Annotated in this window: 16 protein-coding genes and 2 pseudogenes; 16 read left to right on the top strand and 2 right to left on the bottom strand. The window is 42.1% G+C overall.

The genetic code is table 11. From position 1 onward, the window contains the following. Positions 1-13: 13 nt before the first annotated feature. From NST83_RS17040 to NST83_RS17015, 6 genes are all read left to right on the top strand, one after another. Positions 14-1,468, top strand: a complete 1,455-nt coding sequence (locus NST83_RS17040) for a 6-phospho-beta-glucosidase (protein ID WP_342415028.1) — start codon at positions 14-16, stop codon at positions 1,466-1,468. A 314-nt stretch (positions 1,469-1,782) separates the two neighbouring features. Continuing rightward, positions 1,783-2,619 (top strand): methyl-accepting chemotaxis protein, encoded by an 837-nt coding sequence (locus NST83_RS17035; protein ID WP_342415027.1) that lies wholly within the window; start codon positions 1,783-1,785, stop codon positions 2,617-2,619. A gap of 194 nt (positions 2,620-2,813) precedes the next feature. Further along, a complete protein-coding gene (locus tag NST83_RS17030; RefSeq protein ID WP_342415026.1) occupies positions 2,814-3,335 on the top strand; it encodes a GGDEF domain-containing protein in 522 nt (173 codons plus the stop codon). Between the two features lie 184 nt (positions 3,336-3,519). Beyond that, positions 3,520-4,482 carry an AraC family transcriptional regulator gene (locus tag NST83_RS17025; protein WP_342415025.1) on the top strand — a complete coding sequence of 321 codons (963 nt, stop codon included), beginning with the start codon at positions 3,520-3,522 and terminating at the stop codon, positions 4,480-4,482. Positions 4,483-4,590: 108 nt separating this feature from the next. After that, entirely contained in the window at positions 4,591-5,793 is a 1,203-nt protein-coding gene (locus NST83_RS17020) for an MFS transporter (RefSeq protein ID WP_342415024.1), read from the top strand. Between the two features lie 356 nt (positions 5,794-6,149). Continuing rightward, a complete protein-coding gene (locus tag NST83_RS17015) occupies positions 6,150-7,148 on the top strand; it encodes a phosphotransferase (RefSeq protein WP_342415023.1) in 999 nt (332 codons plus the stop codon). A 128-nt stretch (positions 7,149-7,276) separates the two neighbouring features. Here the strand turns inward: NST83_RS17015 and NST83_RS17010 are convergent, their stop codons facing one another. Then, positions 7,277-7,921 carry an ABC transporter substrate-binding protein gene (locus NST83_RS17010; RefSeq protein WP_342415022.1) on the bottom strand — a complete coding sequence of 215 codons (645 nt, stop codon included), beginning with the start codon at positions 7,919-7,921 and terminating at the stop codon, positions 7,277-7,279. A 427-nt stretch (positions 7,922-8,348) separates the two neighbouring features. Here NST83_RS17010 and NST83_RS17005 point away from each other — a divergent pair. After that, positions 8,349-10,733: pseudogene (locus NST83_RS17005) on the top strand (polyprenyl synthetase family protein). A 466-nt stretch (positions 10,734-11,199) separates the two neighbouring features. Next, positions 11,200-12,945, top strand: a complete 1,746-nt coding sequence (locus NST83_RS17000; protein WP_342415021.1) for a methyl-accepting chemotaxis protein — start codon at positions 11,200-11,202, stop codon at positions 12,943-12,945. A gap of 76 nt (positions 12,946-13,021) precedes the next feature. Here NST83_RS17000 and NST83_RS16995 read toward each other — a convergent pair whose 3' ends face one another. Then, positions 13,022-13,591 (bottom strand): DUF1697 domain-containing protein, encoded by a 570-nt coding sequence (locus tag NST83_RS16995; protein WP_342415020.1) that lies wholly within the window; start codon positions 13,589-13,591, stop codon positions 13,022-13,024. A gap of 175 nt (positions 13,592-13,766) precedes the next feature. On the opposite strand from NST83_RS16995, the gene NST83_RS16990 reads away from it, so the two are divergent. The 8 genes and pseudogenes from NST83_RS16990 to NST83_RS16955 form a co-directional block, all read left to right on the top strand. Further along, positions 13,767-14,306 (top strand): CueP family metal-binding protein, encoded by a 540-nt coding sequence (locus NST83_RS16990; protein ID WP_342415019.1) that lies wholly within the window; start codon positions 13,767-13,769, stop codon positions 14,304-14,306. A gap of 358 nt (positions 14,307-14,664) precedes the next feature. Next, on the top strand, positions 14,665-16,728 hold the full coding sequence (locus NST83_RS16985) for a methyl-accepting chemotaxis protein (RefSeq protein ID WP_342415018.1): 2,064 nt from the start codon (positions 14,665-14,667) through the stop codon (positions 16,726-16,728). A gap of 158 nt (positions 16,729-16,886) precedes the next feature. Next, positions 16,887-17,270, top strand: a complete 384-nt coding sequence (locus NST83_RS16980; RefSeq protein WP_149093863.1) for an immunity 22 family protein — start codon at positions 16,887-16,889, stop codon at positions 17,268-17,270. A gap of 309 nt (positions 17,271-17,579) precedes the next feature. Continuing rightward, complete coding sequence (locus NST83_RS16975; protein ID WP_342415017.1) at positions 17,580-18,719, top strand: tyrosine-type recombinase/integrase; 1,140 nt, start codon at positions 17,580-17,582, stop codon at positions 18,717-18,719. A 140-nt stretch (positions 18,720-18,859) separates the two neighbouring features. Continuing rightward, positions 18,860-20,191, top strand: a complete 1,332-nt coding sequence (locus tag NST83_RS16970) for a TIR domain-containing protein (RefSeq protein WP_342415016.1) — start codon at positions 18,860-18,862, stop codon at positions 20,189-20,191. Between the two features lie 231 nt (positions 20,192-20,422). Next, positions 20,423-20,665 (top strand): hypothetical protein, encoded by a 243-nt coding sequence (locus NST83_RS16965; RefSeq protein WP_342415015.1) that lies wholly within the window; start codon positions 20,423-20,425, stop codon positions 20,663-20,665. After that, positions 20,666-21,040, top strand: a complete 375-nt coding sequence (locus NST83_RS16960) for a retropepsin-like aspartic protease (RefSeq protein WP_342415014.1) — start codon at positions 20,666-20,668, stop codon at positions 21,038-21,040. Between the two features lie 256 nt (positions 21,041-21,296). After that, positions 21,297-21,659 (top strand): annotated as a pseudogene (locus NST83_RS16955) (HIT family protein); the annotation flags it as partial. Positions 21,660-21,870 lie beyond the last annotated feature (211 nt).

Genomic DNA, 21,870 nt, shown 5'->3' with positions numbered 1-21,870 from the left:
AAGGAATTGAAGAATGAAAAATATAACTAAGGAATTTCCACAAGGATTTTTATGGGGAGGGGCTACGGCTGCCAACCAATTTGAAGGTGGATATAATGTAGATGGCAAGGGACTAAGCACCGCTGATGTGATTACAGCCGGAACGCATACGACTTCACGAAGAATTACGCCTATACTGGAGGAAGGAGTGAACTATCCAAGTCACGAGGCTATTGATTTTTTCCACCGCTATCAAGAGGATATCCGCTTATTTGCGGAAATGGGATTCAGAGTCTTTAGAATGTCCATTGCCTGGTCAAGAATATTTCCTAACGGAGATGATACAGAACCGAATGAGCAAGGCTTACAGTTCTATGATCGCGTATTTGCAGAATTGAAAAAGTACAATATTGAGCCTTTGGTTACGATCTCACATTATGAGGCACCGTTTCATTTAACCCAAAAATATAATGGTTGGTCAGATCGCAGAGTGGTCGATTTTTATGTGAGATATTGTGAAGTGCTTTTTAACAGATACAAAGATGTCGTGAAATACTGGTTAACCTTTAATGAAATCAATATCTTAACCTTGTCTTTTGGCGCGTTCATGGCTGGGGCTATGATGCCGGAGGGAAATGGAGAGCTTGCCCATGCTACAGTGAAAGATGAGCAGGTTCTGTATCAAGCTCTGCACCATCAATTTATTGCCAGCGCAAAGGCAGTAAAGCTGGGTCATGCAATCAACAAGGACTTTAAAATCGGCTGTATGATTGCTTATATGTGTTCGTATCCACTTACATGTCATCCTGATGATATTCTGCTGGCCCAACAAAAGGATAACTTGAGCAATTTCCTGTGTCCAGATGTTCAAGTAAGAGGAGCTTATCCCGGATTTGCCAAGCGATATTTTAAAGAAAATAATATTGATATCGCCATGCAAGAAAATGATGAGAATATCCTTAAAGAAGGCTGTGTGGATTTCTATACCTTCAGTTATTATTCATCTACCTGTGTCAGTGCCGATCCCAACCAGGAGAAGGTGGGAGGGAATTTATCCATGGGATTAAAGAATCCTCATTTGAAAGCAAGTGCTTGGGACTGGCAAATCGATCCACAGGGATTAAGATGGTCCCTCAATAACATTTATAACCGATATGAAATCCCATTAATGGTTGTTGAAAATGGTCTCGGTGCCGTAGATACAGTGGAAGAAGACGGTTCAATTAACGATGATTATCGAATTGATTATCTGAAACAACACATTGAGCAAATGAAAGAAGCCATTGCTGATGGAGTAGACTTGATAGGCTATACTCCGTGGGGATGTATTGATCTGGTAAGTGCAGGAACCGGTGAAATGAAAAAGCGTTATGGCTTCATTTACGTTGATAAGGACAATGAAGGCTACGGTACACTTTCCAGATCCAGAAAGAAGAGCTTTTATTGGTATAAGAACGTAATAGAAACGAATGGAGAGCAGTTGGATTAAACCTTAACGTCTGAATAGCGAGTGGAGAGAACCCAAAAACGGGTCTTGAAAATATATACAACCAGCGCGTGCCGAAGCTCCATTGGTACGCGCTATTTGAATATAGCCTCAACAAACCTTTTTTCCAGTAGTAACAGAAAACATGCGAAAATTCTCGACAACGATGACTTATATGAGACTACCTGAAAGAAAATGAACATGGTATACGTATGAAGGAAATGAATTGTAATTTTAAATTGACTAAACACATTGGGTAAAAATGTCGAAATAAAGGATAGAGCATGTATCAAAATAAAAGGAAGTGGATACATATTATGAATCAAGTTGAAGCTGTTTTGGCCGCTATGCCGTTTATCAGGGACGCTGCACGACAAGATGTTTCAATTTCTGTAATGGATAGTGAAAAGTTTCTGTTCTTTCAATCAGGTAAAAGTTTAGTGTATGACTTCAAAGCAGGCGACCCTCTTCCTGACGACCACAGAAATTTCAAAAAGTTAGTGGGTGGTGAAAAGACCAGAGAGCGTTATGCTGCTGAAGTTTTTGGAATCGCCGCTGATTCTTACTTTCATCCGATTAAGAATGAACAGAATGAGATTGAGGCAGTGATGTGTATCACCTATAGTATGGATAATCAAGATCAATTGAAAAAGTTGATGACTCAAGCCGAGGAAGTAACAAGCAAGCTAGTTGAAGGGATTCAGCATGTGGCGGCCCAATCGGAGGAGCTTAGTGCGACGGCCGAAGAAATCTTGAGCAATACGAAAAAGGCGGTCGAAGATTCCGGTAATGTGACAGAAGTGGCCGGCTACATTAAGGAAATTTCAGAGCAGACAAACTTGCTTGGATTAAATGCAGCAATTGAAGCAGCCCGGGTGGGTGAGGCAGGAGCGGGTTTTGGCGTTGTCGCTACAGAAATCCGCAAAATGTCTACAGGTACGAAGGAAGCAACCGGACGGATTGAACAGTCCTTGCAAGCCGTCAGACAGTCGGTATATAACATGGAACAGGAGATCACGCAGATTGCGGTTTCCTCCCAAGAGCAAGCCAAGCTTGTAACGGAATTTATGAATGTTATTGATCAATTAAATGTAACCAACCACGGCTTGAGAGGGCTAGTAGAAAAAATCACGGATGATGTTAACGCAGAATAAAGAATGAAAAAAGTCTCGGTCTGTAAAATTGTGCATTCCGTAATGGAAATGTAGATCACAGGCCGGGACTTTTTCAAATAGTCAGTCATTATGAGTAATGTTTGTTTAACAGTGCAGTATCATAATACTCTTCGAAAGATTTAATTTTATTGTTTTCGTTGCACGAAGAATATGAATTCAAACAGCGGGAGTTGGTGAGGATCAATCTTCAACTTGAAGCGATGGCATCAACCGACCCGCTAACCGGGCTTAAAAATAGAAGATATTTTCAGGATAAATTACTAGCTGGCCTCGCATCCTTTCAAGAGACTGGATTATCTTTTTCGCTGCTTATCATTGATATTGAACGTTTCAAAAGTATTAACGATACTTATGGTCATTCGGTCGGCGACCTGGTGCTCACTAATCTGGCTGAATTACTGCAATCCATGTCACGGGATATAGACATTGTCGCCCGGTATGGAGGCGAGAAGTTCGTAATTATTCTTCCAGACAACAATCAAGAGGAGGCCATTCTTACAGCAGAGAGATATCGCTCCACGACCGCCTCCATGGATTGGGGAGAGTATACGATTACTGTGAGTATTGGTGTGGCCACGGTTACACAAGAGGATACTGAGCAATCGATTGTTCATAAAGCAGATTTAGCTCTGTATGCTTCCAAGAGTGGCGGGAGAAACTGGGTCACTCATTCAGCAAGTCTCGCTAAGAGCTAGCTAAAGGGACCCGCCTTTTATTATAAAAGGACAGGATATTAGTGATGTGGAGGGATAAGAATAGGGGGAGCGTACAAGCTTACTCCAATAAGTCTGGTCAAACTGTTCATATTCAGCTAAGATTAATGATAATGATTCTCATTTATAGGATCAGTACGAATGAATACATTTGAGGTGAACGCTTGTGGATTCAAATTCATTATCATTAATATACCAGCACTATTTGGAAAAAAATCCGTTTCAGCAGCAGAACGAACATACCTATATGATTTTACCGGAAGCGGGGCATGGACAGATTAACCGCGTTACAACTTACAGCGGAATTGAAATTGTGTATTCGAATATTCAATATCACGAGCCGTACCCTACCAGCTTTGCTTTCAACGGGCAAATGATTGAACTACAGTTTGCGCTGTCCGGTCAACGTCATGTGGATGTGGCTGGTCTGGATTATACACTCCCGAAGGGGCAAGGGGCACTTATTTTTCTGCAGGATTTCAAAGCCTGGTTTTATCCTCCGTTTAATGAGCAATATACATCATTTGCACTGGGCATCCCTGTTTCGTTGTTTAATTATGCGGCTTCACAGTTGGTCGCTCATCGGAAGCTGGTTATTGATTTTAATCAAATTCTCAAAGGGGGCGTATTTAATCATTTTGGTTTCGATCTGGATCATAGAATTATAGCGATGATTGAGCATTTGATAAAAGACCTGAAAAATGAGCATAGATCCCCTCTGCTAATGGAAGCAGCCGCATTAGAAATTTTGAACAGGCTGATGATTCAACTATTTGATTTAACCCCTATGCCCGAAGGCTTGTCCAGAGAAGATGTCAGAAAGCTGCATATGGCGCGACAGGTACTTGAATCGAGCATGATTGATCCTCCCTCACTGATCACATTATCCAAAAAGGTGGGTCTTAACGATTTTAAATTAAAAAAGGGGTTTAAAGCCTGCTTTGGAACCACTGTATTTGATTATTTGCGACAAATTCGTCTCGATTATGCAATGAAGCTGCTGCGCAATCAAGAAAGTAATGTGACAGAAGCTGCGATGGCTGTAGGATACAGTAATGTGAGTGCATTTTCAGAGCAATTTTTCCGCGAATACGGAGTGAAGCCATCATCCATAAAGAAAGTATTTTAAAATAAAAATCCGTTTAACCGTAGAATAATCCGTATATAGGCAGTAGGGTTGTGCTATGACTCGTATACTTCTGCATAGAGAGAATCTATAACAGAGGAGTGTACGAGGATGAATAGAATAAAAGGGAGCATCTTTTTTAGTGTATTTGTGGCTATGCTAGGGCTCATGCTCATTGCTCCAATTATGCCGTCCCTTATTCGTGAATTAGGATTAAGGGAAAGTCATTCCGGGTTAATCATTTCGCTAGGTTCCATTACCATGGCCTTAATGGCTCCAGTATGGGGAAATCTGAGTGATGCAAAAGGACGCAAACCTGTAATCCTGATTGGGTTCATAGGGATGTGTGTAAGTTGCTTGCTGTTTACGCTTACTCTTTTTGGCGGGTTAAATGGATGGCTCAGCGGGTGGCTGTTATTAGTCCTGCTGATTATTACACGCGGTTTGATAGGCGGGTTTATCCCGGCGGTATTGTCATCTTCCCAAGCCTATATGGGAGATGTGACGGAGGGAGAAGATCGAGGTACTGGGATGGCTATCATTAGCGCAGCCAATGGGCTTGGACTGGTATTTGGGCCCGCTATTGCAGGTACCTTTACTTTAATAGGGCTGTTATGGCCCTTGTATTTTGGGATCGTGATTGCCGCTGTTGCATTTGTAGTGGCTCTGCTGGCGATTCCCGCTGCAAAACCTGTTATTCAGCAAAAGCCGGCTCGGATTAACCCATTTCAGTCTGGACTACGGATGTATTTGTTTGCAGGTTTGGTTACGATGATTAGTATTGTGACTATCCAGGTTATAGGCGGGTTTTATTTTCAAGATCAATTAGGCCTTTCATCTGAAGAAACAGCAAGAGTCGTTTCCTTTGGGCTGATGTTTTCGGGGGCAGCCATGTTAATCGTACAGATCGTTCAGATGAAATGGCTTAAATGGCAACCCAAGCCGATGATTTTGCTCGGTTCTCTGTTCCTTATTGCTGGTATGCTGTTATTTCTCATGTCAACCAGCTTGGTAGTCTACTATTTAGCATTCTTTATGTTTGGTATAGGTACGGGCTTACTGATGCCTGGATTTATGGCTGGTGCTTCTCTTGCTGTCAGTAAAGAACAGCAGGGGGGAGCCGCTGGTTTAGTGGCTGCTGTTCAGGGCATTTCTGCGATCATTGCTCCTATTTTGACGACCACCCTGTACCGGGTAGACAAATACATTCCCTTTGCTCTCATAGCGGTTTTGGTAGCTGTTATGGCTATCATTATGTTGAGAGTAAGAAAAGGAAAAGGTAATAGAGAGCCTGTAGCTCAGAAGGTTAAATAAATAGTTCATATTGGCGGTAAGGATGCGGAGAGATGGAAAGAAAGTTGAGCAAAAATTTGACTAGGAAGATAGGGATAAGCAAATTTTAGCTTAGCAATGATATTTAAGCAGGTTGGATATCATTTTTCTGTAAAAAATTTAAAACGGCATATGGTGCTACCCCGCAAAATATCCGCAACAAACAGTTGAGGAAATGAAGGATCATATAACCGCTATGACTGTTTTATGATGTAATAGATGTCCAATTCTAACGGGCGTCTATATTTGTTATAATAGCTGCAAATTCATAAGCTCAAGGCTGATGAAATGATAGGTTGCTGGATGCCTTTATTTCCGGCAAGAGGGAGGATACATCATTGGAAGCAATACTAAGACGGCACTGGCCGGAGTGGAACGGAACACTGCAGAAACGAACCGGGGGATGGAATAATACGACTTATTTTGTAAAGAGCGCTAGGCGAAGCGGGGTGCTGCGTGTTTACGATACCCATAGGGACAGGGACAAAATCGAATTTGAGCATACGGTTTTGCAGGCGCTAAGTAAGCATTCTCTGTCATTCAGGGTACCGATGCCAATGCGAACGGTAACGGGAGAGACCGTCGTTCAGCTTGAGATGGAAGGCGGCAAATATGTCTGTCTTTTCGAATACATCGAAGGCAAATCACCATTGGAGCAGGATTCAAGCTTTGCCTATTCTTTTGGCGAGGTTACGGGGGTGTTATCTGCTGTGCTTGCGACATTCAAGCTTGAACTGACTCCAGTCTATCGACCGTATTACGCCTTGCAGCAATCCTATCCATTGTGCAACCAAGAGATCGTTCGAGAGGTTTGCCTAAATCCGCCTGAGCCTCTGAAAGCTCTGCATGACGAGCTGCGATGGATAGGAAAAGTATATGAAGAGATTACAGATTCGCTTCATGCATTGGAAGAATTGCCGCATCAGCTTGTGCATGGGGACTTGAACGCTTCCAATTTGTTAGTAAAGGATTCCGATCATAGCCAGGTGACTGCACTGCTTGATTTTGAATTTTGTACGCTAGACGTTCGGGCCATGGAACCAGCGGTCATCTTATCAGGTTTTTTGGGACAACCGGAGGAGACGCAGGCCGTTCGGGAATTTTGCCGGGGCTTTTGCCGTCGAGTTCATCTGTCCCGCACTGAGATTGATGCGTTGCCTGTATTGATGCTGCTCAGGAAGGTAGATGTATTTCTTCATTTTTTGAGTCGCTTCCTAGAAGGAACGGATCAGCCACATGTGCTACAAGAGCAGGTCAAGCAGGTCTCTGCCGATTTGCTGCAACTGTCTACTAAAGGAAGCTGGATTCAGGAGGAGTTGGTTAGAAGCGACTCATGAGTTATATATTCGATATGAGAGAAGAAAAAAGAAACAATGAGCTCTTATAACCCATGTTGCATGGGAGCAGCATAGCCAATAGCGAGCTGCCCATGGTATTGGACTTCTCGCTATTGGCTCGTATATTCCTATGGCTGAATTTGTGATATTTGTTCGATCAACGAATCGACAGCCTCATCCACCAGGTAGGGGCCATAGTTCCATTTATCACGGGAAACATTAATAATGTGATTATTTTTCACAGCGGGAATCGTTTGATACACGGGCTCGCTGAACAGCTGCATGGTTTGCTTCAACTCTTGATCTGTCATTTGAGTGAAGAAATAGTCAGCCGGACGATGAACCAGAGCTTCCATGGAAAGAGCAGTTCCGCCATCGGCATAGGGTTTGAATTGCTCAGGCATTTGGAAACCGAAATCTTGGTAGATCAATTTTCCGAGCGTACCGCCCTCCCCTCCAAGCAGTACCTCTCCCTTGTGAATAATGAAAGATATCGCGGTAGTATCTGCTTTAATAGGGATGTGAGTTTGTGCCCGAATGCCCTGCAATTTTTTCTCAAACTTGGAAATCCAGGATTCTGCTTCTGTGTTCCGATTCATAATGTCGCCAAACGTCCGCAATGTATTCACCACGTCTGGATCACCACCCCAAGCTACTGCAATAGTTGGGGCAATTTTTTGGTACTGTCCATAGGTTGCTTTGTCGTGATAATCCGGCAGTATAATCAAATCCGGCTCGGCGTTTGGTTCCATAATCTGATCGTTTCCAGCCACTCCATAAAAACACCTCGAAATAATATAAGTTAACACATGCGTAGCAGTACATTCTGCTCTTGTTACATCGACTAAGCTTCCCAAGGCAGTCATAGGCTCCATCTATTTGGAATTCAGGCCCTTATGAGTGACCTTCACATATTAATCACACAACCTCCTATTCATAACATTCATAATATAACTAGGTAAGCAGAACAACAGACGGTTTAAAATCGATTATACTATATAATTCGAACGGTATCAGACCAGTCAGTAAAGGTACATCTGCTTGATGAAGCCAATAAGTGTATTTCGGTAAGCAGCAGGATAATTTCGTAACCTCACAGATTCTTTCCCGTATAAAGATAAAAACATGATCCGCCCCATTCCCGTCAGGGAAGAAATGCAACCATGTTTAACAAAAATAGAAGTTGAGGTAACGCATCGTATGAATGAGAAATTTATAAATCATGCCAATACAGGGTATCAGGTGGCTGAGCAGAAGGCGGTTCAGTATTTTGCATCACTTTATGCACAGGTCGTAGACAAGACTTATGTGACTACGCTGACAGAAGATATACAAATGTGGAAAAGGAATCATATTCATCATCCTTCATGGCTATCCTTCTTTTCGCGGGGAAATAAAAAGCCTGATACTCGGGATTATCATAGATACATTCAATGGCTGAATTATACAGGCAAATTGGATGATTACCTGGATCGAAGCGTCTCCTATATTTATATGAGGGATTTAGGCAAAGCTCTGAATTCTATTGACACACAGACCCGGATTAAGCGTGTCATTGCTGACATAAAGAAACACTTGATTCAATCCACCAATGCAAACGAGGGAGACCAGCCCGAATTTATGAATTTGGCCGGGGTGTATCGGTGGGCGCAGAAGGAAGGCATAGAAACCGCCACAATCTGGGTGATCAACAAGCTTAGGTCTGTATCCTCCCATATTCCAAAAGAAATGGATGCCGAGCAAGCCCAGCGCAAACTGATTAAGATCATAATCGGGGTTATTCTGCATGTGATAGAAGAAATGGACGATAAAGTATCACCTGCGGAACGCGCTTGCAGGCTGGATGAAGCCATCAGGCTTGGTTATTCCTATGGTCTAACCTATCCTTTCATTGACGATCTGCTCGATTCCCAGGTTTTGACCGTTCAAGAGAAAGAACAATACTCCCGTATGATACGTACCGCGCTTCTCACTGGAGCTGTGCCTGAGTTGGGCGAGTGGACCGGAAATAACATGAAGTTGATTCAATACATGCATTCGGAGCTATCGAATGCTTTTGAGTACATTAAGGAACATCAGCGGCCGGACACACAGCAAACACTTTTCGAGCAGTCCTATGTTTTTTTCCACTCTCAGGATATCGACCGTCTCAAGAACCTAACGCGTGCTAATTACACCAATGAAGAGCTTTATATACCTGTCATTTTAAAATCTTCTTCTTCCCGATTGATCGTCCGTTCCGTGATTGGTGCTCCTGAGGATGAGGGCTTTGAGCAACGAACATTCTTTTATGGTATCTATAACCAGTTGGCTGATGATTTTGGCAGATATGGTTGACGATATGAGAGACGGTGCGGTAACACCCTATACCTACTATTTAAAATATCATGATCAGCGTTCGGATCTTATCAACCCCTTTGAATTGTACTGGGCAGTCATCTCTTATTTGATCCATAACGTGTATGATTCCGATGCCATGGCCTGTGAGGTGATACTGGATCGTGCCATGAATGGACTCAAACGTTATAAAGAACGTGTGGGTACAGAAAAGTATAACGAAATGATGGAGATTTTTGCATCCGGAATTCCAGAATTCAATCGACTTATCCAAGAGATGGTGCGAAAAGCGGACGATGTAGATTTCTTCGATAAACTGCTTCGGGACCAGATGATTACCAGTCTGAAAAACGATTCCAGAGAAAAGAAGGACTTTTTCAATACGATCCAAACAGTCCGCCATCAGATTAACAACCAACTGAAAATTACCAAGCCTCAAGGGATTCAGGCGATGAAGGAACAGCTTATTGATGCAGCAAATTACAGTCTCGAAGGGGATGGGAGCGAATACGGCCTATATTGACTTGGGTGATGGGTGTGAACGAATATGGACTGAACGCATCGGCAATCGTACCACTTCTGAGATCATTGGAGTATATGCATACCGCATCCCTGATCTTCGATGATCTGCCTTCTCAGGATAATGCGTCTACCCGCAGAGGACGTCAAACCTTGCATCAGGTACACAATAGCGCTACCGCGGAATTAACCGGATTGTATCTGATCCAGAAGGCGATTGGGGAACAATCGTCACTTAGCCAGTTCAATGCCGAGAATGTACTTGCTTTGATACAATACTCAGCTCAAAAGGCAGAAGATATGTGTATGGGACAGGCGATGGATCTGGATTCCAAAGGAAAACAATTGACACTGGAGCAGTTGAATATGGTGTGCTTTTACAAAACCGGAGTGGCATTTGAGGCTTGTCTGGTGATGCCTGCCATGCTCGCACAGGTCAAGGGGCCGGAAATTGCCGCTTTGAAGAAATTCGCTTATCATGCGGGGATTTTCTTTCAGATTAAAGATGATTTGCTTGATGTGGAGGGAGATCTGCTCTTACTGGGAAAACCTGTTGGCAAGGATTTTGAGAACAACAATTCGAATTTCATGTCCACCCTGGGTCAGGAGGGTGCCAGTAAAGAAATGTGGGAGCATTATTGCCTTGCTATGGAAGCGCTGAAAGAGATACCCCGCAATATCGCTTTTCTGAAGCATTTAATGAATTATATGGTTAACCGGGACCGTTAAAAAGGTGCGTACCCCATTGCTCAATAGAAGCGATGGGGTATTTTTTGGAAACACATCCCAATCTATGGCCAACAAAATAGGCATCCCTATGTAGCACCTTAATACTTGAGCACCTAAAATAATAGTCATATTTGAGGAGTTTGCAAAAATCCAATAAGCGGCTTCCCATGAACAATATATAAATCGAAATGGTCTAGTTCGTCTATATATTGCACTTCGGAGCGACTGGAATCGAATTTTGCAAAATCCTGATTTACCAATCTCAATCTCACTCTCAACCTCAAGCTCACTATCCTTGAATGAATATACTTTATTTTAGCAGGATTGTTATTTTTATTACAATATTAAACGCTTTCTTCCGATATATATATCATCACGGTGTAATCTCTTAATTTCGTATTGTTTAGGGGATAGTGATTATGGGAGCAACGTGATCTATTATACATAGACGACTGGAGGAGTTTTGATGAGTACAAAACTATCAGACAGCACTAAAAAAGTAAAAGGATTTAGAGATTTAAAGGTCACGACAACGATGGTTTCCATGATCTTAATCAGCTTGGCTGGTTTGCTCATTATATCGTTGGTAGGGGTTTTCGGCATGTATCAAGCAAAAGAGGGCCAAGGTATTTTGTATATGGATCGTTTCCAACACCAAACGAATATTCTGGAGGTAAAAAGTGATTTTTATAACATGCGGGCCAACTATACCAAGGTACTCGATAATGAGGAGTACACAGATAAACAATATAAGCAGGTACAGAAGGGAAAAGACAGCGTTACATCAGGGTTAAATAAATTCTCGCAAAAGAATCTGGATCCGAAGGAACAGAAATTGTACAAGGAATTAAGAGGCAGCATAGACACCTATTATCAGAATATTGAGCAGATTATGGCAGTCAAAAAAAATACCGGAACGTATGACAAGGAAGAGAGAGGCCGGATTAATACATCCAGTACGGCAATTGTTAAGATACTGACCGATATTTCCGATTACAACAATGAACAATCGGCCAACCTATATCAAAATACGCAAAATGAAATTAAAATGCGCACAGTTGTTTTGATCGTGATTCTGGCTCTAGTGCTGGCTGTTCTTAGTATGATCTCCTTTTCGGCCATTCGGAATATCCGTTCCCGAATGAGCACCATTACGAAATACTGTGAAGCGGTTACCCAAGGAAATTTAACGGCAGCCCTTGATCCGACCCTGCTCAAGGGTAATAACGAAATCGCTGTCATTGCACGTGCCATTCAACAAATGACGGATTCGACCTCAATGGTTATTACGGGGGTTATCAATGAATCTCGCCAAATTAATCAGCTAAGTGATCAGACGAATCATAATATGACTGATCTCAATGAGCGGATTAGGGACGTATCGGCTACGGTCGAACAACTGTCAGCAGCGATGGAGGAGACCTCGGCATATACAGAAAACATGAATCATTCCGCGGATGAAATGCAACAGGCGGCAGAGTACATTTCGATTAAAACTCAGGAAAAAGCTCAGTCTGCCTATGCTACAAGCCTAAGGGCCGAAGCGTTGAAGCATGAGGCTAGTGAGTCCAATAAAGCGTCCAAGGAGATTTACCGGAAGGCTAGTGAAAAGATGACGGAAGCGCTGGAACAAGCCAAGGCGGTAGACCAAATTCGTATACTCTCCCAGTCTATTCTGGAAATTACGGCGCAAACCAATTTGCTGGCTCTAAATGCCTCCATTGAAGCGGCTCGTGCCGGTGAGTCAGGGCGGGGATTTGCGGTTGTGGCTAACGAGATTCGCAAGCTAGCAGATGGCTCCAAGCAGGCGGTAGACCAAATTCAGAGTGTTACTCAAGAGGTTGTGCAATCTGTAGCCCATTTGACGACCAATGCTGAAGAATTGCTACACTTCCTGCAAGGGCAGGTGAGCAAGGATTATCAGCTGCTTGAGGACACGGCAGAACAATATTACAATGATGTAGTTGAGCATACGAATACAGTCAATGATTTGAATGCCACCTCTAAGCAGGTGAACGCAACGATTCAAACCATGGTGAGGGCTATCCATGAGATTGCAACAGCCAGCGAACAGTCTGCCGTATCTACCCAGCACATTGCTGAGAACATGGTTTCATCGACGGAAAGGTCGCTTGAAGTGGCGCAACAATCTGATCAGGTGAAGGAAATCGCTGCCCGATTAAATGAACTGGTTGACGGTTTTAAAATGTAACGAAGTCAGTCCGGGGAGCCGTAAGCAGGCTCCCTTTTTGATTTTATCCTCTACGGTTGACTCTCGGAGGCTTGAATCAGGAGTCTAAAGCACGTAACTCTTCCTGCTCAGCCGTTTGCATCAGCTTATAAATCTGCCGGGTCGTGTTCACATTCCGCACCGTCATATTCTGATACAGACTGGAGCCGACCAGTTTGGTCATCCCGCTTTTTGTGACATGTTCTCTGCTGACAGAAAACAGAATGGCCCCAGGCGTATACATTATACTGCCTATTCCCGGCTTCAAAGGAAGTTTCTCCATAACGGAAATATCGTTAATTTCATCCCACAGAAACAATACATCACTTTTCATCTGAGTATCATTAGACCATTCCTCCGGCAATGCCTTCATAATGGCCTGGATTTCCGCCATATTGCGAACGATAACCCGGATCGGTAAGCTAAAATCCTCAAGAATCGCCTGCTCCAGCTGGAGCGACAGCTCCTCGTTGGATTGAACTTCACTGGAAAAAATGATGTTTCCGGAGTTGATGTAAGTCGTCACATGGCTCATGCCTGCCTTCTCAAACGTTTCCTTGAGCTTTTTCATATTAATCTTGTTGTTGCCACCCACATTAATGCCCCGCAGCAATGCAATATAGATCATATAAGGCCCACCTCTCTTGTACAAAAGGAATTTATTAACACAGGGATAGGTATACAAATATGTCAGAACCACAATTCAGATATGTGAATATCTGGTGACTTCAGCACTGCATTTTGCCCATTACGATGCGTTCTCCCTTATAATAATACAAAACGGACGAGGAGATGAACTCCAGATGAAAAAAGGGATCTTGGTCGCTTCAGGGTTGGTTGTTGCCGCATTGGGGACGTACCTGCTTGCAGGAAATATTCAGAGAGAAGGGGCGGACAACCAGGGGAAGACAAATATCAGGCAATTGGTGCATGATCTCAGTGCAGGCAAAGCAACAGCCCAGTCTGCTTCCATTAATTCCAGTCAGTTGATTGTCACAGGGGACGATACCCAAACCATGACTTATGATTTGCCTGACAACGAGTTTTTTCTTTCGATTGCGCCATATATGGAACAGACCCACCCTTGTGCAACTCATAGTCTAACTGGCTGCCAGGGTGAAATAAAAAATGGAGAGTTCAGTGTTACGGTCCACGACTCCGAGGGGAATGTCATCATGGAGAATGTGGCCATGCAGTCGCAATCCAATGGCTTTATTGATCTATGGCTGCCTAGGGATAAGACATACCGGATTAGCGTGAATCATGAAGGAAAAAGGGCAGAAACTGAATTCTCTACATATGAGAACAATGATACTTGTATCACAACGATGCAGTTGGGTTAATGTCTGAGGATGGAAGTTTACGTATTGATCGCTGGATCGCTCTAAGTGCGTGAAAACGTGTGTTCTTATAATTCATTAATAAGAGAGTCTGCGTCCGACGCAGGCTCTTTGCGCTGTTGTTATGGCAAGTGCAGAGATTAGCAGGGTAAGGCGCATACAGAGAATTGAGAATAAGAGTATGCAATCAAATGTTTGGTGCTGTCTAATTCGCGTTGGAGTCTGGGGCAGGGACATTGCCGAAGGTGATCAGCTTTCAAAACTTTAAATTGTGTATACTAAAAACCTATTCAAACAACTGCAAACTTCCGACATATTATCTAAGAGCTTTTCGCTCAATATTCCTTGGGGAGATGGCAGCATGTCACAAAATATTAAAAAGCGCGTATTCAGATCATCCAGCATTGCGAACACATTAGCGATTGTGTTGTTAGTCATTATCGTTGTCGTCTTTGCAACCTTGGGGACATTTATGTTTGCAAGCACGCAAAGCATACTTATCAAGCAGCAAGAGGCCATGCTTCAGACCAAGACGCAGGCCATCGTCAGCCAGTTCGATGCGTTGTTTAAGGAAAAGGGATCGCTTGTCAAACAAATGTCAACGAACAACCTTTTTCAGCAATACATAGAAACAACTCAATCGTCAGAAATGGTGAAAACTTCTCCATATGCTGCGGAAACAGAAGCGACTCTGGCAGCCATTGTAAAGGCAGAGCCATCTTTTGCCGATGCCTGGATTGCAGGAATATCTGGCAAAGGCTTCTTTCTTCAGAATGATGGTGCTGCTTCCAAACCGGATTACGATATCCAAAAACGCCCGTTCTTCAAGCCAGCTGTTGAAGCAAACGGTTTATACTACTCGGATCCCTATATTGATGTCGCTACGGGTAGTGTGCTCATGGGTATTTTCTATCCGATCAAAGATAACAGTAACCAATTAATTGGATTTGCCGCAGCTGATATTGCCTTCAAAGATATCCCTGCCCTTATGCAAAGCTATTCGCTCGGAAGCACTGGTTATTCAATTCTTGCATCCAAAACAGGTGATATTTTGTATCACCCCGATCAGACTAAAGTGCTGAAAGAAAAGATTAACGAAATCCCAGGTGAGCCTGGGGAGGTCGGAAAGAAAATGATTTCCGGCGAGTCTGGAGTACAACTGTTTAATGATAATGGAGAACGTCGTTATATCGGGTATGCAACCAGTAAAGATACCGGGTGGTCCGTGGGATTAACTATTTCTCAACGAGAGGTGCTCTCAGAATTAAAAGCCTTTACCTGGCTTACCATTGGCGGATTTGCCGCAGCTACAATCCTGCTGGTTGTGATTTGTTATATAACTCTCCGTTATCTGTTGAGATCAATACCGAAATTGCTGGCAAAAATCAAGCTGATTGAAAATGGAGATTTAACCGTTCAGTTTGATACGCATTCCAACAACGAAATCGGGCAAATTTCTCAAGGAGTTTACCATATGGTTCAAAAAATTCAAGGAATGCTCCAAATGGTGGGTAGCTCGGCTCAGGTCTTGAATCAGTCTTCTCAAGATTTGCAATCCATTTCTTCCAGAACCGCGGTAACGATGAACGATACTGCGACAGCAGTTAATGAGATTGCCAATGCGACGAACTACCAGTCCATTGAAACAGAGAACATTTTACAAAAAACTGGGGCATTGTCCGGCCAGATTGACGAAATTGTCTATGATGCCAAAGCCATAGAATCGATGGTGCAAGTCTCTGTCGAACAAAGCGGACTGGGGCTGACTGTAGTTGATCAGTTATCCAAATGGGCGGAAGAAAATCACAATTCCACACAAGCGATGTCGTCTATTATTCAGGAGATTGATCTGAGCCGTCATGAAATTTCGGGTATTGTGGACACGGTCAATCAAATTGCAACACAGACCAACCTGCTGGCGCTCAATGCTTCCATTGAAGCTGCACGCGCAGGAGAACAGGGCAAAGGGTTTGCCGTTGTTGCCGGGGAGGTTCGCAAGCTGGCTGAGCAGACGGCACTGGCGACACAGGAAATCTACAAGAAGGTACGTGTGATTGAAGAAAAAACAAGTGTATCGGTTGAGCATACGGCTCATGGTCTGAAAATTGCAGAAGAAAATGCTAGATCGGTGGATAACACCAAGCAAGTATTCTTTAGCATTAACAAGGATTTGGAAGATTTGAAATTGCGAATGATCCAGATTAGCAACAATACCTCCAAAGTCCACAAGCATAAAGATGAGATTTTGCAGGCGCTGGAGATCATCTCTTCCACCACGGAGGAGAATTCCGCTTCAACTGAAGAGGTGAGCGCCAGCACACAGGAACAATCGGACAGCATCGAGCAGGTTGCTGAACTATCCAAGCAATTAAGTCAATTGTCCAATAAGCTTCAAGACGAATTAAGACAGTTCAAGGTTGAGTAACAAGTCTATTAGGCATGATTTTGACTAAATATTCAGCAAAGCCCGCGATCAGCGCGGGCTTTTTAGCTTCAACAGCTGTTGTGGGGTAGAGGGCATGGTAGCTGGTGCGGGATACAAATAGATTAAACGTATAAACTGAAATTTAGCGGGGTGAAGATATGAATTGCTTTGAAAAAAATATGGTGTCCGTCTGGTACGGTCACTTTGCCTCTGATGATGAGTTATTTGAATATGTTGAGATTAAATACCCGGAAGATGAGAATGAGGATGTTTTTAGCGATTTTTTAAATGACCATGAAATAGATGATTTTGACGAAGATTTTGCTGAAGGAGTTTTTCTGATGGATGGGGCAGATAATGGTATAAAAGATGTTTCCTTTGTTGATTCTTTTTTATCTCCACTATTACATGATTTGAGTAAAATAGATGGCAAATATAATTCGTTGTTCTTTATATATGATTGTAATACAAGCGGTCTATCTGAAAAAAATGGCGACAAAATGCGCTTTTTAACGGCTTATCCTTATTGTATTAACAAATGAGAAACAAATAATCAGGCTCATCTTTTGTTTATGTGGGGAGTAGAGCGAGTTCCAATTGGATAGCTACTGAACCTGAAGCTGGAGTATCTGTTGGAGAAGGTGGCGGCAGTGCTATGGGATGATGTGACGGAGGAACTGGACAAATAAAGGTAAGACATTTTATGATAATGTAAATTGGACTTAATGGATCAATAATTTACTCTGAAAGAATCAGGGACTTAAGATGAATATCCATCTTAAGTCCCTTTTTTTGTGCAAAATTAGATTTCCAATTTTTTGAACGGCTGATATACTAAGGAGGCAAGTGAGATGAAGATAAACCTACTTTATCGGGATGAAAAAACGATCAGCGTACGCTTGGAGCGATACGGAGTCAAGGAGCGGGAAGGGATTCGATCCATACCAGGCAGGAAATGGGTTCCAGACGAAAAAATCTGGGCGATTCCGTACAGTATCTCGGCTGTAGAAAGCCTGTTGGAAGCGTATCGGAGTTGTAAGTTCGAGTACGACGAGCGCTTGAATAAAGAACTACCGTACATCCGGGAATGGCTGGATCGACGGGACACGCAGGCTAATGCGGTTCCCTCTTCTTCGGAACGAGGTGAATGGAATCCGGATCAGCGGCAAGAATTGCGCGATGCATTGGTAGCAAGGGGGTACAGCAGCAAGACGATAAAAGCATACATATCGCAAACGGAACGCTTTTTTGCCGGATTGCAAGGGACCGAAGCAAGCATAAATGATGCGGTGGTGCAAAAATATGCGCTGGTGCTGCTCGAAAAAGGTCTTTCGCACGCTTATGTTAACCAAGCGATCAGTGCGTTGAAATTTTATTTTCGCCATGTGCTAAAGCAGCCCAAATCCTCCGCCTATGTTCGTCCGAAAAAGGAGAGTAAACTACCGGATGTGCTGTCCCTGAATGAGGTCATGCGTCTGTTGAAAGTAGTGAAAAATCGAAAGCATAAGGCTATTCTGTACCTGACGTATACATCCGGGCTGCGGGTAAGCGAAGTGATGAGGTTGCGTCCTGAAGACTGCGACCATGAACGGAAAGTGCTGAAAGTCCGTCAGGGAAAGGGCAGGAAGGATCGGCAAACGCTACTCTCCGAAGCGGCTTTTGCGGTGGTCGAGCAGTACATAGGGGTGGAGCGGCCAGAAGACTGGCTGTTTCCAGGGCAGAGGGAAGGCCGCCACCTGACGGAACGTTCAGCGCAGAAAGTGTTTGAAAAAGCGCTGGCTGAAGCGGACATTCGCAAACAGGTGAGTATCCATTCGCTAAGGCATTCCTTTGCGACCCACTTGCTGGAGAATGGGATTGATCTTCGCCATATTCAGGAACTGCTAGGGCATCAGAGTGTCCGAACGACGGAGCGGTATACACATGTGAGCAGACGGGACATTGGGCGGATTCAAAGTCCGTTGGATCGGATGGGCGGGCTGGAGGATTGAAGTGCATAAAGTGCGAGAATAAGGAGAAAAGTGCAGGATTCACGAAGTTCGTGAATATGACGAAGAGAGCATTCTTTCGGAAGTTCGTAAATAAGACGTTATATGCAATAAGTGCAGAATAAAAAAAGTAGGCAGGTGCTATGATGAAAGTTTTTATTAGTTACAGTCATAATGACAAAGAAATTGCTGTTTCAATTGGGGACATTTTAAGGAATGCTGGCCATGATATTTGGATGGCTATATGGAAAATAGCCGTTGGAGATAACATTATAGAAAAAATTAATAAGGGCATTAAGGATGCAGATGCAATAATAATGATTTTAAGTAATAGTTCATTAAATTCTAAATGGACATTTCGAGAGTTTTCTGCGATGGTCTTAGGTGACCTCTCAAGAGAAGATAGGAAGATTGTGCCGATAGTAATTGACAAAAGTAGTGTTCCAAGTTATTTGTCAAATTATAAGTATATAAATCTAACTAATAATTTTGATGAAGGAATAAGAGAACTACTTAGTGGGTTATCTGAAGAAAAGAAGAACAACCAATCTACACTCGATAATGATAAATTTTATGAGAAAGCTCACACTGAAGATAAAAAAATATTAGCAAGATCTTTATCTGAAGGAAGATTAACATTGGTTTGTGGAGCTGGAATATCAGTGAGTGCGGGGGTACCAACATGGAACATACTACTAAATAAACTATTGGAAGCAATGATGAAAAGGATTTCTAACAATCATAATATAAATATCAACTTTGAGAACACTAGTGATTTCAATGTTAAATATTCAAATCTAATTATTGGAAAATACCTGAAAAATAACTTGGGGAATGAATTTCAGGATGAAGTACGGAGAGCGTTATACTCGGGTGATATTACGTTAAATGATACAATTGATGCAATTACAAATTTAGCAAGACCTCAAAGAGATAAGCGATCACTGGATTCAATTATTACTTTTAATTTTGATTCTCTTATTGAAGAGAATTTGAATAATAATAATATCAAAAACCAACCAATATATTGTGAGGGTATTAAACATAAATCAGATGAAATACCCATCTATCATGTTCATGGATATCTCCCACGATTCGGGGACATTCCTCACGAGTCGAAAATAGTTTTTAGTGAGGATTCCTATCATAGTCAATTTATTGAACCTTTCAGTTGGTCAAACCTTATACAACTTAACAAATTAAACCAGAATACTTGTCTATTTATTGGTTTAAGTTTGACTGACCCTAATATGAGACGATTGTTAGACGTTTCTATAAGAAAGAATCCAGATAAATTACTTAATCACTACATAATCAAGAAACTACCAATTATCTATAATCAATCCAAAGAGGAAGTAGATACTCTTGCTTACTTCTTAGAAGAACAGGATGCAACTGAATTAGGTCTGAACGTGATCTGGATAAAATCGTTTGAAGAGATACCTCATATTTTGAACGAAATTAATAATCTATAGGAATAAGGCTGAAAGTATCTCAAGGATGGCACCTTACTGCATATAACATAATATTCACGTATCGGGCATACGCCCTCGGTCCGGCAGAAGAATTTCGGGGAAGCAGAGGCAGCCGGACACATCCGCCTTCGCGGACATCGTGAATACGGAAACGTTAAGTGAAATTCTATTGAAAACCATTAGACCAAATAAATGATATAATACAATCAAAAACGTTTGGAGGGATTAATCGTGAAGTGGCAAGAAGTACAACAGATCTTTCCGAATCAATTTGTGAAGTTCGAAATTATTCATTCTGAAGAGAGAGATAGTCAAGAATTCATAGATGATGTTGCTGTAATTGGCCCTGTGAGTGATGAAGAAGCAACAAAAGAATTATTGAATAGCAAAGAGAAGACCTTGATTTATCATACTTCTAAGGATCGGGTTATAGTGAAAGTTAGGAAGAATGTTGGTCTAAGGAGATATCTATAAATGAAAATTGAGTATAAAGATGGATTATTATTTACGGAAATAACGATTCATTATAATGGACAGAAGAAAATAATAAATAATGTAGTTATTGATACAGGAGCAAGTCATACATTGATTTCTCAGGATGAAGTGGATGATATTGGAATTCGAGTCGGCTTAGAAGATGATATTATAACCAGTTATGGAATCGGAGGTAAAGAACATGCATTTACCAAAACGATAGAGGGAATACAGGTAGGAGAATATATCTTAAGGGATACCCCAATAGACTTTACTTCATTTAGATATCATAACATTAACGGATTACTAGGGTTAGATATATTAATAAAGGGTAAATTCAATGTTGATTTAGAGAACTTTGAGCTCCTACGTTAAAGAAGTTGGCAGATGTTTAGTAGCTTAATCAGGGAAGAATAGAACTTCACTTAACATAATATTCAAGCAGCGGCTCCTTTGGAGCCTTGGTCTGCGAGAAGGATTTCAGGAAAGCATTTCAGCAGACAACCCTTCGGGTTCATGAATACAGAAACGTTATATGAAAGTGATGAAGTACATTTTTAATGACGAAAGGATCTAAATCATGATTTGTTTAGGTTGCAAACTTGCTAATTAATTAGTTGAAACAAATGTTGTTTATGAAGATAAATTCATTACCTGTATTTTAGATATTGATCCACTTAATGAAGGGCATACCTTGATCTTGACGAAGAGACGTTTTAAAGATCTTGAAGAGATTGATGAGATAACATTAAGTTCCATCATGAGTGCATCAGTAATCATTTCTAAAGCACTTAAAGCAATATATCAACCAAATGGAATATCAATAATTCAAAACGGTGGAATATTTAATGATTTAGATCATTATCACATGCATGTATTTCCAAGGTATAAGAATGATGGATTTGGATGGTTAGAACCAATAAATAAAACAAAAACTCAATTAGATCAAGTAAAAGAAAGAATGATAGATGAATTAAGGACAATTAGTAAGTAGCTCAAGAAGTCATCCCCTCATATAACACCGTATTCACGCTGCGGGCTTACGCCCTTGGTCCGGACCGATGTAGAAGTGCCGAGGGTAGATTCAGCCGGACAACTCCTGCGAGGCTAAGTCTTACGACCCGTTCCCAACGGTCACTTAATCCTCTTGGGTTCGTGAATACAGAGACGTTATACGACATACTAACAAATAAAGGATTGAAAAA

The sequence above is a fragment of the Paenibacillus sp. FSL R10-2782 genome (assembly GCF_038592985.1).
Taxonomy (GTDB): domain Bacteria; phylum Bacillota; class Bacilli; order Paenibacillales; family Paenibacillaceae; genus Paenibacillus; species Paenibacillus terrae_C.
This window is presented reverse-complemented; position numbering and strand designations above follow the sequence as displayed.

What these genes read in the sequence shown, in the direction of transcription:
- NST83_RS17040 (WP_342415028.1), top strand. Translation starts at nt 14, where the DNA reads ATGAAAAATATAACTAAGGAATTTCCACAAGGATTTTTATGGGGAGGG.
- NST83_RS17035 (WP_342415027.1), top strand. Translation starts at nt 1,783, where the DNA reads ATGAATCAAGTTGAAGCTGTTTTGGCCGCTATGCCGTTTATCAGGGAC.
- NST83_RS17020 (WP_342415024.1), top strand. Translation starts at nt 4,591, where the DNA reads ATGAATAGAATAAAAGGGAGCATCTTTTTTAGTGTATTTGTGGCTATG.
- NST83_RS17000 (WP_342415021.1), top strand. Translation starts at nt 11,200, where the DNA reads ATGAGTACAAAACTATCAGACAGCACTAAAAAAGTAAAAGGATTTAGA.
- NST83_RS16995 (WP_342415020.1), bottom strand. Translation starts at nt 13,591, where the DNA reads ATGATCTATATTGCATTGCTGCGGGGCATTAATGTGGGTGGCAACAAC.
- NST83_RS16990 (WP_342415019.1), top strand. Translation starts at nt 13,767, where the DNA reads ATGAAAAAAGGGATCTTGGTCGCTTCAGGGTTGGTTGTTGCCGCATTG.
- NST83_RS16985 (WP_342415018.1), top strand. Translation starts at nt 14,665, where the DNA reads ATGTCACAAAATATTAAAAAGCGCGTATTCAGATCATCCAGCATTGCG.
- NST83_RS16980 (WP_149093863.1), top strand. Translation starts at nt 16,887, where the DNA reads ATGAATTGCTTTGAAAAAAATATGGTGTCCGTCTGGTACGGTCACTTT.
- NST83_RS16975 (WP_342415017.1), top strand. Translation starts at nt 17,580, where the DNA reads ATGAAGATAAACCTACTTTATCGGGATGAAAAAACGATCAGCGTACGC.
- NST83_RS16970 (WP_342415016.1), top strand. Translation starts at nt 18,860, where the DNA reads ATGATGAAAGTTTTTATTAGTTACAGTCATAATGACAAAGAAATTGCT.
- NST83_RS16960 (WP_342415014.1), top strand. Translation starts at nt 20,666, where the DNA reads ATGAAAATTGAGTATAAAGATGGATTATTATTTACGGAAATAACGATT.